Annotated in this window: 14 protein-coding genes; 6 read left to right on the plus strand and 8 right to left on the minus strand. The window is 33.0% G+C overall.

The annotated features are described in order from the left end of the window. The first annotated feature begins 244 nt into the window (after nucleotides 1–244). The 6 genes from thrS (at nucleotide 245) to OD803_RS12230 (ending at nucleotide 7,783) form a co-directional block, all read left to right on the plus strand. Nucleotides 245–2,182 carry a threonine--tRNA ligase gene (thrS, locus tag OD803_RS12205; RefSeq protein ID WP_262733608.1) on the plus strand — a complete coding sequence of 646 codons (1,938 nt, stop codon included), beginning with the start codon at nucleotides 245–247 and terminating at the stop codon, nucleotides 2,180–2,182. Between the two features lie 30 nt (nucleotides 2,183–2,212). Next, entirely contained in the window at nucleotides 2,213–2,761 is a 549-nt protein-coding gene (gene infC, locus OD803_RS12210; protein ID WP_202865202.1) for a translation initiation factor IF-3, read from the plus strand. A 64-nt stretch (nucleotides 2,762–2,825) separates the two neighbouring features. Next, on the plus strand, nucleotides 2,826–3,023 hold the full coding sequence (gene rpmI, locus OD803_RS12215) for a 50S ribosomal protein L35 (protein WP_129761794.1): 198 nt from the start codon (nucleotides 2,826–2,828) through the stop codon (nucleotides 3,021–3,023). Between the two features lie 103 nt (nucleotides 3,024–3,126). Beyond that, nucleotides 3,127–3,471 carry a 50S ribosomal protein L20 gene (gene rplT / locus OD803_RS12220; RefSeq protein WP_129761793.1) on the plus strand — a complete coding sequence of 115 codons (345 nt, stop codon included), beginning with the start codon at nucleotides 3,127–3,129 and terminating at the stop codon, nucleotides 3,469–3,471. A gap of 153 nt (nucleotides 3,472–3,624) precedes the next feature. Continuing rightward, on the plus strand, nucleotides 3,625–6,885 hold the full coding sequence (locus OD803_RS12225; RefSeq protein ID WP_262733609.1) for an amidohydrolase family protein: 3,261 nt from the start codon (nucleotides 3,625–3,627) through the stop codon (nucleotides 6,883–6,885). 67 nt (nucleotides 6,886–6,952) lie between these two features. Continuing rightward, nucleotides 6,953–7,783 (plus strand): HAD family hydrolase, encoded by an 831-nt coding sequence (locus OD803_RS12230; protein ID WP_262733610.1) that lies wholly within the window; start codon nucleotides 6,953–6,955, stop codon nucleotides 7,781–7,783. Here OD803_RS12230 and OD803_RS12235 read toward each other — a convergent pair. The 8 genes from OD803_RS12235 to tgt all read right to left on the minus strand — a co-directional run bounded on the left by OD803_RS12235 (nucleotide 7,757) and on the right by tgt (nucleotide 16,450). Continuing rightward, nucleotides 7,757–8,179 (minus strand): secondary thiamine-phosphate synthase enzyme YjbQ, encoded by a 423-nt coding sequence (locus OD803_RS12235; RefSeq protein ID WP_134201271.1) that lies wholly within the window; start codon nucleotides 8,177–8,179, stop codon nucleotides 7,757–7,759. The two genes, OD803_RS12230 and OD803_RS12235, sit on opposite strands and share 27 nt — an antisense overlap. Before the next feature lie 5 nt (nucleotides 8,180–8,184). Then, nucleotides 8,185–9,444, minus strand: coding sequence for an asparagine synthetase B (locus tag OD803_RS12240; RefSeq protein ID WP_262733611.1), 1,260 nt, complete (start codon nucleotides 9,442–9,444; stop codon nucleotides 8,185–8,187). Nucleotides 9,445–9,525: 81 nt separating this feature from the next. Then, nucleotides 9,526–10,545, minus strand: coding sequence for an AI-2E family transporter (locus tag OD803_RS12245; protein ID WP_129761789.1), 1,020 nt, complete (start codon nucleotides 10,543–10,545; stop codon nucleotides 9,526–9,528). 89 nt (nucleotides 10,546–10,634) lie between these two features. Then, entirely contained in the window at nucleotides 10,635–12,173 is a 1,539-nt protein-coding gene (gene dnaB, locus OD803_RS12250) for a replicative DNA helicase (RefSeq protein ID WP_262733612.1), read from the minus strand. A gap of 168 nt (nucleotides 12,174–12,341) precedes the next feature. Further along, nucleotides 12,342–13,295, minus strand: coding sequence for an acetyl-CoA carboxylase carboxyltransferase subunit alpha (locus OD803_RS12255; RefSeq protein ID WP_129761787.1), 954 nt, complete (start codon nucleotides 13,293–13,295; stop codon nucleotides 12,342–12,344). 53 nt (nucleotides 13,296–13,348) lie between these two features. Further along, nucleotides 13,349–14,254, minus strand: a complete 906-nt coding sequence (locus OD803_RS12260; RefSeq protein WP_262733613.1) for a DMT family transporter — start codon at nucleotides 14,252–14,254, stop codon at nucleotides 13,349–13,351. After that, the gene (locus OD803_RS12265) at nucleotides 14,241–15,320 is read right to left on the minus strand and encodes an LptF/LptG family permease (protein ID WP_131509046.1); all 1,080 of its coding nucleotides are present in this window, start codon (nucleotides 15,318–15,320) and stop codon (nucleotides 14,241–14,243) included. Before OD803_RS12265 ends, OD803_RS12260 begins: the two co-directional genes overlap by 14 nt. Beyond that, a complete protein-coding gene (gene tgt, locus OD803_RS12270; protein WP_129761784.1) occupies nucleotides 15,320–16,450 on the minus strand; it encodes a tRNA guanosine(34) transglycosylase Tgt in 1,131 nt (376 codons plus the stop codon). The genes OD803_RS12265 and tgt overlap by 1 nt, the downstream gene beginning before the upstream one ends. Nucleotides 16,451–16,545 lie beyond the last annotated feature (95 nt).

Raw genomic sequence — 16,545 nt, forward strand, 5'->3', positions numbered from 1 at the left:
CTTTAAACATATATATACATACACTTAAAACACACAAAATAACTCTACACTATTAATCACTATTAACTATATGTATATAAAGTTCACACTACATATACGTACTATAGATTAGCCTGCCTTTAAACGCTAATCATACATATCTATCCTTAATAAATAAAGATGTAAAAATTTATACATTATATATTATTGTATGAATGTAATTAACCTATTATCTTTGCATTCTTATTTTCATATATATAATATAATGGTAAACATCACATTGCCTGATGGCAGTATAAAATCGTTTGAGGGAGCTACTACTCCAATAGAAGTCGCTAAAAGTATTAGTGAAGGGTTAGCTAGAAATGTTATTTCTGCAAAGTTTAATGATACTACGGTAGAAACAACAACTCCTATAACGACTGATGGATCATTGGTTTTATACACTTGGAATGACGATGAAGGTAAAAAAGCTTTCTGGCATTCTTCGGCTCATATATTAGCACAAGCAATTGAAGAGTTATATCCTAGTGCAAAGTTATGGGTTGGTCCTGCTATTGAGAATGGTTTTTATTATGATATAGATTTAGGAGATGATGTGATTTCTGACAAAGACTTTAAGCGTATAGAAGACAAGATGCTGGAAATTGCAAGGGGTAAACATGATTTTAAAATGCGCTCGGTTTCAAAAGACGAAGCATTATCTTATTATAAAGGTAAAAATGACTATAAAGTTGATTTGATAGAAAATCTTGAAGATGGTACTATCACATTTTGTGATCATGACTCATTTACTGACTTATGCCGAGGAGGACATATACCAAACACTGGAATTGTTAAAGCTGTTAAAATATTGAGTGTAGCTGGAGCTTATTGGAAAGGTGATGAAAACAATAAACAGTTAACACGTGTTTATGGTATTTCATTTCCGAAGCAAAAAGAGTTAACTGAATATTTACAACTACTAGAAGAAGCTAAAAAACGTGACCATAGAAAACTCGGTAAAGAACTTGAATTGTTTACTTTCTCACAAAAGGTAGGTCAAGGTCTTCCGCTTTGGTTACCTAAAGGAGCTGCTTTACGTGAGCGCTTAGAAAACTTCTTAAAAGTTGCTCAGAAAAAAGCAGGTTACGAAATGGTTGTAACACCTCACATTGGCCAAAAGGAGCTATACGTTACTTCTGGTCACTATGCTAAATACGGAGAAGATAGTTTTCAGCCTATCCATACACCAAAAGAAGGTGAAGAGTTTTTACTAAAACCTATGAACTGTCCACACCATTGCGAAATTTACAATCATTCTCAATGGTCTTATAAAGATTTACCAAAACGTTATGCTGAATTTGGTACTGTATATAGATATGAGCAAAGTGGTGAGTTACATGGATTAACTCGTGTAAGAGGTTTTACTCAAGATGATGCTCATATTTTTTGTACTCCAGAGCAATTAGACAAAGAGTTTAAAGACGTTATCGACTTAGTGCTTTACGTTTTTGGTTCATTAGGTTTTGAAAACTTTACCGCTCAAGTATCTGTAAGGGATCCTGAAAATCCCGACAAATATATTGGTGATGTAGCTAACTGGGAAAAAGCTGAACAAGCAATTATTAACGCAGCAAGCGACAAAGGCCTAAATTATGTAATTGAAACTGGTGAAGCTGCCTTTTATGGTCCTAAACTTGACTTTATGGTTAAAGATGCATTGGGCAGACAGTGGCAATTAGGAACTATACAAGTAGATTATAATTTACCTGAGCGTTTTGATTTAACATATAGAGGAAGTGATAACGAACTTCACAGACCTGTTATGATACATCGTGCACCTTTTGGTAGTATGGAAAGATTCATAGCTATTTTGCTAGAACATACAGGAGGAAATTTCCCACTTTGGTTAATGCCAGAACAAGTAATTGTCTTATCAATTAGTGAGAAATATGAAAAATACGCCAAAAAAGTTTTAAATTTGTTAGAAAATAACGAAATTCGCGCCCTAATTGACAATAGGAATGAGACTATGGGTAAAAAAATTCGGGAAGCCGAAATGAAAAAAATCCCATTCATGATTATTGTCGGTGAGAATGAAGAATCAGAAAACAAAGTTTCTGTGCGTCAACATGGTGGAGAAGATCTTGGCATGATTACTGTACAAGAATTTTCGAATATTGTTGACCAAGAGATAAAAAAATCTTTGAAACAGTTTTAAAAAATTAAGTTTAATTAAAATTATATAGCCATAGCAATACGTAGAAACAGAAACAACTCTAGAAGAGTTGAAAAAGAAGATCAACACAGAATTAATTCAAAAATTAGAGCCGAAAAAGTACGAGTAGTCGGTGATAATGTTGAAGTAGGAATTTATACAACTAAGCAAGCACTTGCCATTGCTGATGAGCAAGGTTTGGATCTTGTTGAGATTTCTCCAAAAGCTGATCCTCCAGTATGTAAGGTTATGGATTATAAGAAGTTTCTTTATGAACAAAAGAAACGAGATAAAGCCTTAAAAGCAAAAGCTTCTAAAGTTGTAGTTAAAGAAATTCGTTTTGGTCCTCAAACTGATGACCATGATTATAACTTCAAAAAGAAGCATGCTGAAAAGTTTTTAAAAGATGGAGCAAAATTGAAAGCTTTTGTGTTTTTCAAAGGACGTTCTATCGTATTTAAAGAGCAAGGACATATTTTACTACTTAGGTTAGCTCAAGACCTTGAAGAATTTGGAAAAGTAGAGCAAATGCCAAAATTAGAAGGTAAAAGAATGACCATGTTTATTGCTCCAAAAAAATAAAATAAGTACTGAGAAACTCTCAGCTAAAAATAATAAGCGAAACGTAAATTAAAACTAGGAGAAAATGCCTAAAATGAAAACTAAATCAAGTGCTAAGAAACGTTTTAAACTAACTGGCACTGGTAAGATCAAAAGAAAGCACGCTTTTAAAAGTCACATCTTGACTAAAAAATCTAAAAAGCGTAAGCTTGCTTTGACTCATGATACATTAGTACATAAGTCAGACGAAGACAACATTAAAACTATGTTACGTTTAAAGTAATAACGTTTTAATCGGTTAAAATAATTTATAAACCCTGGAGTTAGGCAAAACAATTTAGCAAGTACCAATTAAGGTCGCCTACTACAAAAAACAAATTTAAGAAATGCCAAGATCAGTAAATTCAGTAGCTAAAAGAGCCAGAAGAAAAAAGGTTCTTAAGCAAGCAAAAGGTTACTTTGGAAGACGTAAAAACGTTTGGACAGTAGCTAAAAATGCGGTTGACAAAGCGATGCAATACTCGTACAGAGACCGTAGAAACAAAAAAAGAACGTTTCGTGCGTTATGGATTCAACGTATTAACGCTGGAGCTAGACAACACGGAATGTCATATTCAAAGTTTATGGGTAAATTAAAAGCTAACAATATCGAATTGAACCGTAAAGTTCTTGCAGATTTAGCTATGAACAATCCAGAAGCTTTTGAAGCAATAGTAAACAAAGTAAAGTAAGGCGTTCGCCTAAATAATAACAACAATTCGCTTATAAAAATCCGATTCATTATGAATCGGATTTTTTGTTTTTAACATAGTTATACTTTTATCACTCAAGTGAAAACCGATAATAAATCTTATCTTACACCACTATTATAATTTACAATTAATATGAATAAAATTAATCTAATCTCCTCCCTCATTTTATTAATAACACTTAGCGTTTTTGGTCAAGACACAAAAAAAGACAGTGTTTGGAATGTTTCAAATCCTCAAGGAAATTGGGATTTTAAAGACATAAAACTATCTACCAACGAAGGTACATGGATGAATATTGATGTTAGTCCTGATGGAAAACTTATTGTTTTTGATATGTTAGGCGACATCTATAAAATAGATATCAATGGTGGAAAAGCAACAGTTTTAAGAGAAGGTTTAGCTTTTGAGATACAGCCTAGATTTAGTCCTGATGGAAAATCAATTTCATTTACTAGCGATGCTGGTGGTGGTGACAATATTTGGGTTATGGATTTAGATGGCAACAATGCTAAACAAGTCACTAATGAAAATTTCAGACTTCTTAATAATGCAATTTGGACACCTGATAGCAATTATCTTATTGCCAGAAAACACTTTACTTCTACACGCTCTGCAGGTGCTGGTGAGTTATGGATGTATCATAAAACTGGTGGTAAAGGTTTACAATTAACAACGAGAAAAAATGACCAACAAGATGTGAATGAACCTAGCATTTCAAGTGATGGCAAGTATTTATATTACAGTGAAGACGTATATCCTGGAGGCTTTTTTCAATACAACAAAGACCCAAATAGCCAAATTTATGTCATAAACAGGTATAATATGAAAACGGGCGAAATTGATAGAATTACTGGAGGTCCTGGTGGTGCAGCGCGTCCACAAGTATCAAGAGATGGAAAAAAACTCGCTTTTATAAAACGTGTACGTGAAAAATCGGTACTATTTATACATGATTTAGAAACCAATGAAGAATGGCCTCTTTATGACAAGCTAAACAAAGACCAGCAAGAAGCTTGGGCTATTTTTGGTGTATACCCAAATTTTAACTGGATGCCAAACAACCAAGACATTGTGTTTTGGTCTGGTGGAAAAATAAACCGAATAAATATCAATTCCTTGGAAGTTACTAATATTCCTTTTCAGGTTGATGCTACACTAAAAATCGCTAAAGCTGTTGAGTTTGATACTCCTGTCTCTCCTGATACTTTTGAAGCCAAAGTAATACGACATGCCGTAACATCTCCTGATGGAAAACATTTAGTGTTTAACGCATTAGGTTATTTATGGTCTCAAAAATTACCTAACGGAACTCCAAAACGTTTAACAAAAGGAACTGATTTTGAGTTTGAACCTAGTTTTTCTCCTAACGGAAAAGACATCGTTTATGTAACATGGAATGATGAAAACCTTGGCTCAATATATAAAGTGTCCGCTTCGGGAGGAACTCCTACAAAGCTTATAAATGAAAAAGGAATTTACAGAAATCCTTCTTATTCACATAATGGACAAAATATTGTTTACCGAAAAGAAGGTGGAAATAATGAACAAGGAAGAACTTTTGATAAAAATCCTGGTCTTTATGTAATGAACTCTAATGGTTCAAATATAAAATTTGTAACAAAAGAAGGCGATTTTCCTAGTTTTAATGCTGATGATTCACGAATTATTTACCAAAAAGGAGGACAATATTTTGGTGACTTAACCAAAGAACTCAAGAGTGTTAATCTTGATGGTTTTGACGAGAAAATTCTTGTAAAATCAAAACATGGTAATAGATTAGTACCAAGTCCAGATAACAAATGGATAGCATTTGTGCATCTTCATAAAGTATATGTTGCTCCAATGCCGCAATCTGGTCATACACTTGATATGACTGATAAAACAAAATTTGTTCCTGTAACACAACTTTCAAAAGATGCTGGTATAAACCTTCATTGGTCCTCTGATAGTAAGCAGTTGCATTGGACACTTGGTAATATGTATTATTCAACTGAAGTTTCAGAAGATGTTGAACTTGTTGAGAACGGAACTAAAATTAATATCGAAGTAAAAACCGATAAACCTAATGGAACTATCGCTTTTAAAGGTGCTCGAATAATCACAATGGAAGGTGATGAAGTTATTGAAAACGGTACTATTGTTATTACTGAAAATAAAATAGTAGCTATTGGTAAAAGTGATGCTGTTACTATTCCTTCTAACGCAAAAGTATATGATGTTACAGGAAAAACTATAATGCCTGGAATGGTTGATGCTCATGCGCATATTGGCGGTTTCCGTTACGGACTTACAACTCAAAAACACTGGCAATTTTATGCAAATCTAGCATTTGGAGTTACAACAGCTCATGATCCTTCTGCAAATTCTGAAACAGTTTTTGCTTTATCAGAGTTACAAAAAAACGGAACTTTAGTTGGTCCTCGCCTCTACTCTACAGGTTTTATTCTATATGGAGCTGATGGTGATTTTAAAGCTGTAATTAATAATCTTGAAGATGCACGTTCGTCAGTAAGACGTACTAAAGCTTTTGGTGCTTTATCGGTTAAGAGTTATAATCAACCAAGAAGAGACCAACGTCAACAAGTATTACAAGCAGCTAGAGAAGAAGGTATTTTTGTGGTTCCTGAAGGTGGTTCAAACTTTTATCATAACATGACAATGGTTATGGATGGTCACACAGGTGTTGAACATAATATTCCTATTGCTCCTGTTTATAAAGACGTTTTAAAACTTTGGGGAAGTAGTAATGTAGGTTACACACCTACTCTTATTGTTAATTATGGAGGAATGAGTGGTGAATACTTTTGGTACCAAAACACAAATGTTTGGGAAAATGAAAAACTCTTAAAATATACACCGAGAGGTATTATAGATTCTAGATCTAGACATCGTACCATGGTTCCTCATAGTGAATATGAAAACGGTCATATTTTAGTTTCTAAAACTTGCAAAGCACTAAGTGATGCAGGAGTTAAAGTAAATCTTGGTGCACATGGTCAGCTACAAGGTCTTGGTGCACATTGGGAATTATGGATGCTTCAACAAGGTGGTATGACAAATCACGAAGCCTTAAAAGCTGCAACAATTAATGGCGCAAATTATATTGGTGCTGGTAACGATATTGGCTCATTAAAAGTTGGAAAACTTGCTGATTTAATTGTAATGGAAAAAAACCCTTTAGAAGACATTAAAAACTCTGAAAGTATTATATATACTATGATTAATGGTCGTTTATACGATACTGAAACTATGAATGAAATTGGTAACTCACCAAAAGAAAGAACTCAATTTTACTGGGAAAACAATAAGTATAACCAAGCATTTCCTTGGCATGAAGCTAGCCAAAGTTTTACTAAAGAATCTTGTGGTTGTCATATAGGTTCTTCGCACTAAAACAATTAGTTAACCTTAATTTTAAACAGAGTTTAAAGCCTATTAGTATTTTTGAAAAAAATGCGATATGAATCTATCTCAAGTTAAACTTGTAGTCACTGATATGGATGGTACACTTCTTAATTCTAAAGGAGAAGTTAGTGATAGTTTCTACTCTATTTTTAAGGAACTAAAACACCATAACATTCATTTTATAGCTGCTAGCGGAAGACAATACCATAGTATAATTGATAAGCTTCATGACATTAAAGATGAAATTACTGTAATTGCTGAAAATGGTGGTATTGCTAAACAAGGTAAAACTCAGCTTCTATCTAACTACTTTCCAATTGAGGTTATTCATCAACTTATTGTTTTATTGAGAACTATTGATGATGCTCATATTGTACTTTGTGGTGAAAACTATGCATATGTTGAGTCTAAAGATGATGATTTTATTTTCATGTTTAGCGAATATTATACGCAGTTTAAATTAGTTGAAGACCTTACTGAAGTGCTAGACGACAATTTTTTAAAAATTGCTGTTTACAGTTTTGGCGGATCTGAAGAGTTTGTGTATCCACATGTAAAAACCTATGAAAATGATTTACAGGTTAAAATTTCTGGTAACAACTGGTTAGATTTATCCCACATCAATACAAACAAAGGGTATGCTTTACAGCAAATACAAACCACTTTAGGTATTTCCAAAGCAGAAACTATGGTGTTTGGCGACTACAATAATGATTTGGAAATGCTACAATTAGCAGATTATAGCTTTGCTATGAAAAATGCGCATCCAAACGTAAAAAAAGTAGCTAAGTTTGAAACCAAAAGCAATGATGAAGGTGGTGTTGAATTTATTTTAAAACAGTTGATAAACGACAAAGAATTAATTGCCAAAAGCAGTAAGCACTAAACGTCTTCCGTTAGCAAAATTTCGATGTTCGCATAAGTAAATTCCTTGCCACGTTCCAAGATTTAAATTCCCATTTGTAATAGGAATTTGAACAGAACTTCCCATTAACGAAGCCTTAATATGCGCTGGCATATCATCAGAACCTTCATAATTGTGTTTGTAATAAGGTTGATTTTCTGGAACCATAACATTTATATGACTTTCAAAGTCAGCCCTAACCGTAGCATCAGCATTTTCATTAATGGTTAAACTTGCCGAAGTATGCTTAATAAACACATGTAATAATCCTATATTGATTGTAGCAATTTCAGGGAAATTCTTTATGATTTCAGAAGTAATTAAATGAAAACCTCTCTCTTTTGCAGTGAGTACAATTTCCTTTTGAAACGTTTTCATAACTATTAGGTCTTCTGTTTTTTCTTTTTAGCTGCAGGAAACAATACATTATTAAGTATTAATCTATAACCTGGTGATGTTGGATGCAAATCCAATTCGGTTTTTGGGTCTCCTACTCTATGCGTATAATCTTCTGGGTCGTGTCCTCCATAAAATGTAAAAAAGCCTTTTCCTTTAATACCATGAATATATTTAGCTTCTCCATTGGTTTTGTTTTCACCCATAATAAGCACATTACTTTTTATTTCATCTCTAGTAAATGCAGTAGTTTGTCCCATAAAGCCTTTTACCAATGCAGTATGATTTTGACAAAGCATTGTAGGAACAGGATCCCACTTAGCCGAAAATTCCATAAGCGTAAAGTAATCTGTAGTTTTAGGAATACGTCTTTTTTGAGTCATATCTATTGAAGAAAACTCATATACATTAGGATTTCTTTCCAATAAATAATCTTTAAATGCAAACGTTTTACTATAATCTATTTTATTTTGATAACCAGGATCACTACCATCTCCATCAAACATGGGCTCACAAATATCTACACCTTCTGCACTTAAAGCAATATCAAAACTATCGGTTGCGCTACACATTGCAAACATAAATCCACCTCCTACTACGTAGTCTTTAATTTTTTTGGCAACTGCTAATTTTTCCTGAGATACTTTAGAGTAACCTAATCTTGCTGCCAATGCTTCTGCTTCTTTCTTTTCTTCAATATACCAAGCTGCAGACTTAAAGCTTCGGTAGAACTTACCATATTGTCCTGTAAAATCTTCATGATGTAAATGCAACCAATCGTATAACAATAAGGCATCATTGAGCACTTCTTCATCATAAATGGTATCGTAAGGAATTTCGGCATAAGTAAGTACCATGGTCACAGCATCATCCCAAGGTTGTAAACCATAAGGTGTATAGACAGCTATTTTTGGTGCTTTTTCCAACACTACAGCTTCCATATTTTGTGAAGGACTACTAATAAGTTCTAGTATTTCTTCTGCTTTAGAATTAGAAATCACTTCAAAACTTACACCACGTATTTGACATTCTCGCTGAATTTCTTCAGTATCAGGTACCAAAAACGATCCTCCTCTATAATTCAATAACCATTTTACCTTTAGTTGTTTTTCTAAAGTCCAGTAGGTAACTCCATACGCTTTTAGGTGGTTTTTCTGTCCTTCAGCATCCATAGGAATTAAAACATAAGACGCAAAAGCTCCTGTAGTAACACAAAGGAAAAATAATAAGGCAAGTATCTTCTTCATAGACGAAATATACTCAAAAAATATTCCGTTATAAAAGGGTTTAAGGAAATATTAGCTAAAATAACATAAGAACAGTCTCAACTAACTACCAGATAATATGTTTGCTATTTTCTTGGTATTAGGAAATTGCTCCAATATAATTTTTATGAAAACCGTAATTGGAATAGCCATAATAAGACCTGGAATTCCCCAAATATAACCCCAAAGCATAAGCATTACTAAAACAGTAATGATATTTATTGAGAAGGATTTTCCCATAAAAATAGGCTCTAAAATAGCTCCAAAAAGCACTTGAACTCCAGTAATGGATACAATAAAGAAGAATAATGTACTTGTTGGGTCTAACTCTACAAAAGCAAAAATTGATAGTAGTATTACCGAAATAAACGAGCCTACCATTTGTACAAAATTGATTACAAACGCAAATAATCCCCAAAAAATTGGAAAACTCACATCAAAAAACAAACACGCCAATCCTGTACCAATACCTGTGAGTAAGCTTACAAAAAACTTTACTTTTATAAATGTTATAAGGTCTTTTTCAATTTTCATAAACGCTTTTACAGAGGCATGCTTTTGTTTTAAAATAGTATTATTTAAAACATTATGAACGTTTATAGATTCTGCCAACCATAGCACAACAAAAAAGGCTGTCATTAAAATCATGGTTAAAAACTTCCTTAAAAAATCGAAAGTTGTACCAATATTATCCTTTTCAAAAAAACCAGAAATCATGTTTTTATCATTCTGAAAAACAATACCAAAAGTTTCTTCTAAATATAGTTTTGCATCAGCAAGTTTAACTTCTGCTTTATCAAAAAACTCAGTATTAGAAGCCATGATTTGTTTACTTGACAACTTGATGAGTTCTGCTCCTACTTTTAAACCTATAAAAATTAAAAGAATAACAACAACTATACTTATCCATTTTGGCACCTTACGTTTACCCAACCAACGCATTAATGGTAAAAACAATAATGCTATAAACATTGAAAATATTAAGGGAATAAAGATGAATGATAAAATCTTTAAAAGGTAAAACACCAAAGGGATTACTATAATAAGCAATAATAAATTTGTAGTACGTCTTTGATCTAGCATGGAGCGTTTTTTCTTTTTCAACCGAACAACAAATTTAGCTTAAAATGTTGTTATAAAGGGTAATAAAATACGTTAGAAAATGTTAAATATTAAAACGGAACATCGTTATCATCGTCTTCTGGAGCACCAAATGCATCAGAAGCTGACGGGAAGCTGTCTGGCTTAAAAGTGTTATCGTTGGCAGCATTCATTTTACTATGGAATTCATTACCAAAAGGCGTGTCAAAATCATCAAGATTATCAAACTTACCAAGATGTCCAATGAATTTCAATCTGATGTTTTCTAAACCACCATTTCTATGCTTTGCAACAATAAACTCTCCTTGTCCTTCGGTTGGCGAACGGTCTTCATCGTCCCATTCGTCAATTTTGTAGTATTCAGGACGATAAATAAACGATACAATATCTGCATCCTGCTCAATAGCTCCAGATTCACGTAAGTCAGATAGTAAAGGACGCTTACTACCACCACGAGTTTCAACAGCACGTGATAACTGAGAAAGAGCAATAACCGGAACATTAAGTTCTTTTGCTAATGCTTTTAAGTTTCTAGAAATTGTTGAAATTTCCTGCTCTCTGTTTCCTCCTTTTTGACTTCCTCCTGCTGTCATTAACTGAAGGTAGTCAATCATAATCATTTTAATACCATATTGCGAAGCTAAACGACGTGCTTTTGCTCTTAAATCAAATATAGAAAGTGATGGTGTATCATCAATATACAAAGGTGCTTTTTCTAATGTTTTTACTTTAACATTAAGTTGCTCCCACTCGTGTTTTTCTAGCTTTCCTGTTCTTAATTTTTCTGAAGACAGTCCAGTTTCACTAGAAATCAAACGTGTAATCAACTGTACCGATGACATCTCTAAAGAGAAAAAAGCTACAGGTTGGTTAAAATCAACAGCAATGTTTCTAGCCATGGTAAGCGTTAAAGCTGTTTTACCCATACCAGGACGTGCAGCAACAATGATTAAATCACTAGGTTGCCAACCAGACGTTAATTTATCTAGTTTATCAAATCCTGTAGGAATACCACTTAACCCTTTTTTGTTAGAAATCTCTTCAATCTTTTTCTTTGCTTGTATTACTAAGCTTTGAGCTGTTTCGGTAGATTTTTTAACGTTACCTTGAGTAACTTCATAAAGTTTTGATTCGGCATTGTCCAAAAGATCAAAAACGTCTTTGGTTTCATCGTAAGCTTCTTCAATAATTTCACTTGAAATTTTAATTAAACTTCTTTGAATATATTTTTGAAGAATAATACGTGCATGAAACTCAATATGTGCCGAAGATGACACTCTTTGTGTTAATGAAATGAGGTAAAAATCACCTCCAACCAAATCTAACTTCGCATCCTTTTTAAGTTGACTAGAAACGGTTAATAAGTCAACAGGTTCACTATTTTCAAATAATTTGAAAATAGCTTCAAAGATATATTTATGAGCATCTTTATAAAAGGCTTCAGGACTTAAGATATCAATTACCTCGTCAACCCCTTTTTTATCAATCATCATTGCTCCAAGCACAACTTCCTCTAAATCAATAGCTTGAGGAGGTATTTTTCCTTTCTCTAAGCTAATGATAGTGCTTTTATCTACTTTATAACCTTTTATTGGGTCTGGTTGTTTCATAAGATGCGAATGTAACTAAAATGTTAAGAAAGAACAGAATTTTAATTCTTTCAATCTTAACAGTTCTTCAACAATTTAACTGTTAATAACTTATATATATTGTTAATAGCGACAAAAAAAACCGAAGTTCAGCACTTCAGTTTTTTTGAATACTATATTTTATTAGGTTTAGCCTTTGTAAACTCCCATTTGCATATATTTTTCCATGCGTTGGTCTACTAACTCTTTTGGTGATAAGTTTTTTAATTCTTCGTAATTTTTTACGATAGCATCACTAACTGATTTAAAAGTGGTTTCTCTATCAGTATGTGCTCCACCAAGAGGTTCTTTTATGATTTGGTCTACAAGCTTAAGCTTTTTCATATCTGGTGCAGTAAGTTTTAAAGCTTCAGCAGCTTGCTCCTTGTATTCCCAACTACGCCATAAAATAGATGAGCAAGATTCAGGTGAAATTACAGAATACCATGTGTTTTCTAACATCAATACTTTATCTCCAACACCTATTCCTAAAGCACCACCAGATGCTCCTTCTCCTATTATTATGGTAATAATTGGCACTTTAAGACGTGCCATTTCTAAAATGTTTCTTGCAATAGCTTCTCCTTGTCCGCGTTCTTCAGCTTCTAATCCTGGATATGCTCCTGGAGTATCTACTAAGGTTACAACAGGAATACCAAATTTTTCGGCAGACTTCATTAAACGCAATGCTTTTCTGTAGCCTTCTGGATTTGCCATACCAAAGTTTCTGTATTGTCTAGTTTTGGTATTATAACCTTTTTGTTGACCAATAAACATATAGGTTTGGTCTCCAATTTTACCCAATCCACCAATCATAGCTTTGTCGTCTTTTACATTTCTATCTCCATGAAGTTCAAGAAATGAATCACCACAAAGTGCTTTAATATGGTCTAGAGTATAAGGTCTGTTTGGATGACGTGATAACTGTACACGTTGCCATGCAGTAAGATTTTTGTATATATCTTTTTTGGTTTCTTTTAGCTTTTTTTCAATTTTCTTACAAGTCTCAGTAACATCTACATCGCTCTCTTCTCCTATTATCTGGCATTTTTGCAACTGATCTTCAAGCTCTTTAATTGGAAGTTCAAATTCTAAATATTCCATTGAAAGTTACGTTTAATTTTAGTTAGCATACAAATATAAAAACTTTAATCGTCTTAGCTTGTTAAGCTGCTTTTCTTTTTAACTATTTTTCTATTTTTAAGTAAAGCATCCCATAAAACAGTAATAAAAATAAGCGCTGCACCATAATAGAATTGTTGGCTCATAATCTCGGTTTCAGGAAACAAAATGATTGCTAGTGTAATACCATAAATTGGTTCTAAATTGTACGAAAGTATTACTGTATAAGGACTTATATGTTTCATTACTTCTACTGAACCAATAAATGCATAGGCTGTACAAACTGATCCTAAAATTATGAGGTATATCCAATCAGAATTTGATAGCGTGAAAAACTGTGTGTTAAACGCATTGTCTGAACGAATAATAAATAGCGACAGTAAAACAATACCGCTTATAAATTCATAAAATGAAATAACCGAAGCGTTGTGCCTTTCAATGAACTTGCCATTAATAACTGCAAAGGTTGTAGAAAAAAGTGCTGAAAGTATACCTAGAATTATTCCGTTAAGGTATTGAATTTCACTCTGAGTTATTAAAAACACACCAACTACTACAACGATTCCGAAGAATATTTCGTAACAAATTATTTTACGCTTATAGATTAAAGGTTCTATAAAAGAAGCAAAAAAAGCTCCTGTAGAAAACATAGCGAGTGCTATTGATACATTAGCTTGATTAATGGATTCAAAAAAAGTAATCCAATGTAAAGCGATGATAATACCTGCGCCAAAAAAACCAAGTATCGTTTTTGGTGGAAGGTTTAAAGGAATTCTTGCTAGCTTTATGTAAGCATACATTAATACTGCTGCAATTACCATTCTGTACCATACAAGTTCAGTTGAGCCAATGGTTATTATCTCTCCTAAAATAGCAGTAAATCCAGCAATGAAAACTAAAAAATGTAAGTGTAAATAATTTTTAAGCTTAACGTTTGGCATTATATAGAAGGTATATGGCTATTATACCAAAGATAACATTTGGAAACCAAACTGCAACCAAGGGAGGAAAATCTGATTGCTCTGCCATTACACCAAACACTTTATCGAAAAACACATAAACCATTGCAATAGTAATACCAAAAGCAAGATTAACTCCCATACCTCCTCTTCGTTTAATTGAAGATACAGCAACAGCAATAATAGTAAGTATATATACCGAAACTGGTAAACTCCATTTTTTATACTTTACTACTTCATATCTCCCAATGTTTGATGAGCCTCTCTTTTTCTCCTTTTCAATGAAACGGTTAAGCTCTCCATATTGAAAAGTTTCTGCAATATACTCAACAGGTGTAAGGTCTTCGAGATCAAACGAAAAGAGCGTATCAAAACGTCTCGTAGTTTCGATAATCTCAGAGTTTTCGTTGAAAATTCGCTTTGTGTAGTTAATTAATCTATAAGTAGAATCTCTTTCTATAAATGTAATATTATCGGCTGAAATTTTGTACTCCAACTTATTACCATCAAAATGCTCTAAAGTAAATTTAAATCCTCTTTTTGCATTAGGGTCAAATCGACTTACGTAAATAAAGTCGTTATCGTTTATCTGCCTATAAATATCTTGAGTTTCAAACGCTTTTCTATTTCCTTTTAAATATTGATACTTAAACTGATTAAAACCTTTACTTGCCATAGGTGCTAAATACAAACCAAGTAATAATGCAAAACCAGCTACTATTGTAGACCCTATCATATAAGGTTTTAAAAATCTTGAAAAAGAAACTCCAGAGCTTAATATGGCAGTAATCTCAGTATTGTTGGCTAACTTAGAAGTAAACCAAATTACTGACAAGAATAAAAACAAAGGAAATAATAAGTTAGCAAAATAGATTGTAAAATCTAGATAGTACTTGGCTACAGCAGGAAAAGGCACTTCTTTTTCAAGAATTTTACCAATTTTTTCAGCAAGATTTACAGTTATCCCAATAGGAATAAACAACAGCAACATCATTAAAAATGTAAACAGGTAACGCTTTAGTATGTACCAATCTAATATCTTTAACATTACAATCGTTTATCCATTTGTTTTACCATTTTATCTTTCCAGCTTCTAAAATCTCCTGCTAATATATGTTTTCTAGCTTCTCTAACCAACCATAAATAAAAACCAAGATTATGTATCGTTGCTATTTGCTTACCAAGTAATTCATTTACAGTAAATAAATGACGCAAATAGGCTTTACTATATTCAGTATCTACAAAGGTTATTCCCATTTCATCAATTGGAGAAAAATCGTCTTCCCATTTTTTATTTTTGATGTTTATTGTGCCATGAGCTGTAAATAACATTCCATTTCTAGCATTTCTTGTAGGCATTACACAGTCAAACATATCTACACCTAACGCTATATTTTCTAAAATATTGATTGGTGTACCAACTCCCATTAAGTAACGAGGTTTGTCTTCAGGCAAAATTCCGCATACAACATCAGTCATAGCATACATTTCTTCGGCAGGTTCTCCTACCGAAAGTCCACCAATAGCGTTTCCTAAAGCTCCAGAGTTCGCAATATATTCAGCAGACTGAATACGTAAATCTTTGTATGTGCTTCCTTGAACAATTGGAAAAAACGTTTGTGAGTACCCATATTTAAATGGTGTTTTTTCTAAATGCGCAATACATCTGTCTAACCAACGATGCGTCATGTGCATAGAGCGTTTTGCGTAATTATAATCGCAAGGATAAGGTGTACACTCATCAAAAGCCATTATAATATCAGCACCAATACTACGCTGAATTTCCATAACATTTTCAGGCGTAAATGTATGGTAGCTACCATCAATATGTGATTTAAACTTAACACCTTCTTCCTTAATTTTTCTATTTGCAGAAAGCGAGTACACTTGGTAACCACCAGAATCGGTTAGTATATTTCTATCCCAATTCATAAACTTATGAAGTCCGCCTGCCTTTTCTAAAATATCAGTTTGAGGTCTTAAATAAAGATGATAGGTATTTCCTAATATAATATCAGGATTTATATCGTTTTTAAGTTCTCGTTGATGCACTCCTTTTACCGAAGCCACAGTACCAACTGGCATAAAAATAGGTGTTTCAATAACACCATGATCTGTAGTAATTTTTCCTGCTCTAGCCTTACTTTGACTATCTTTTCCCTTTAATTCAAATATCATATGCTTTACTCAATGAGTTGGCAAAGATAAATAACTAAATGTGATGTGCTTCTTAATAAATTCAAAATTGTTAGCAAAAGCATCATTTTGGTTAA

Origin of the sequence: Gaetbulibacter sp. NE, assembly GCF_025548475.1 — a bacterium.
In the GTDB taxonomy this organism is placed as follows: Bacteria; Bacteroidota; Bacteroidia; order Flavobacteriales; family Flavobacteriaceae; genus Gaetbulibacter_B; species Gaetbulibacter_B jejuensis.

Bases quoted from the DNA above. Each gene is read 5' to 3' on its own strand.
- thrS (WP_262733608.1), top strand. From the start codon at position 245: ATGGTAAACATCACATTGCCTGATGGCAGTATAAAATCGTTTGAGGGA.
- rpmI (WP_129761794.1), top strand. From the start codon at position 2,826: ATGCCTAAAATGAAAACTAAATCAAGTGCTAAGAAACGTTTTAAACTA.
- rplT (WP_129761793.1), top strand. From the start codon at position 3,127: ATGCCAAGATCAGTAAATTCAGTAGCTAAAAGAGCCAGAAGAAAAAAG.
- OD803_RS12225 (WP_262733609.1), top strand. From the start codon at position 3,625: ATGAATAAAATTAATCTAATCTCCTCCCTCATTTTATTAATAACACTT.
- OD803_RS12230 (WP_262733610.1), top strand. From the start codon at position 6,953: ATGAATCTATCTCAAGTTAAACTTGTAGTCACTGATATGGATGGTACA.
- OD803_RS12235 (WP_134201271.1), bottom strand. From the start codon at position 8,179: ATGAAAACGTTTCAAAAGGAAATTGTACTCACTGCAAAAGAGAGAGGT.
- OD803_RS12240 (WP_262733611.1), bottom strand. From the start codon at position 9,444: ATGAAGAAGATACTTGCCTTATTATTTTTCCTTTGTGTTACTACAGGA.
- OD803_RS12245 (WP_129761789.1), bottom strand. From the start codon at position 10,545: ATGCTAGATCAAAGACGTACTACAAATTTATTATTGCTTATTATAGTA.
- dnaB (WP_262733612.1), bottom strand. From the start codon at position 12,173: ATGAAACAACCAGACCCAATAAAAGGTTATAAAGTAGATAAAAGCACT.
- OD803_RS12255 (WP_129761787.1), bottom strand. From the start codon at position 13,295: ATGGAATATTTAGAATTTGAACTTCCAATTAAAGAGCTTGAAGATCAG.
- OD803_RS12260 (WP_262733613.1), bottom strand. From the start codon at position 14,254: ATGCCAAACGTTAAGCTTAAAAATTATTTACACTTACATTTTTTAGTT.
- OD803_RS12265 (WP_131509046.1), bottom strand. From the start codon at position 15,320: ATGTTAAAGATATTAGATTGGTACATACTAAAGCGTTACCTGTTTACA.
- tgt (WP_129761784.1), bottom strand. From the start codon at position 16,450: ATGATATTTGAATTAAAGGGAAAAGATAGTCAAAGTAAGGCTAGAGCA.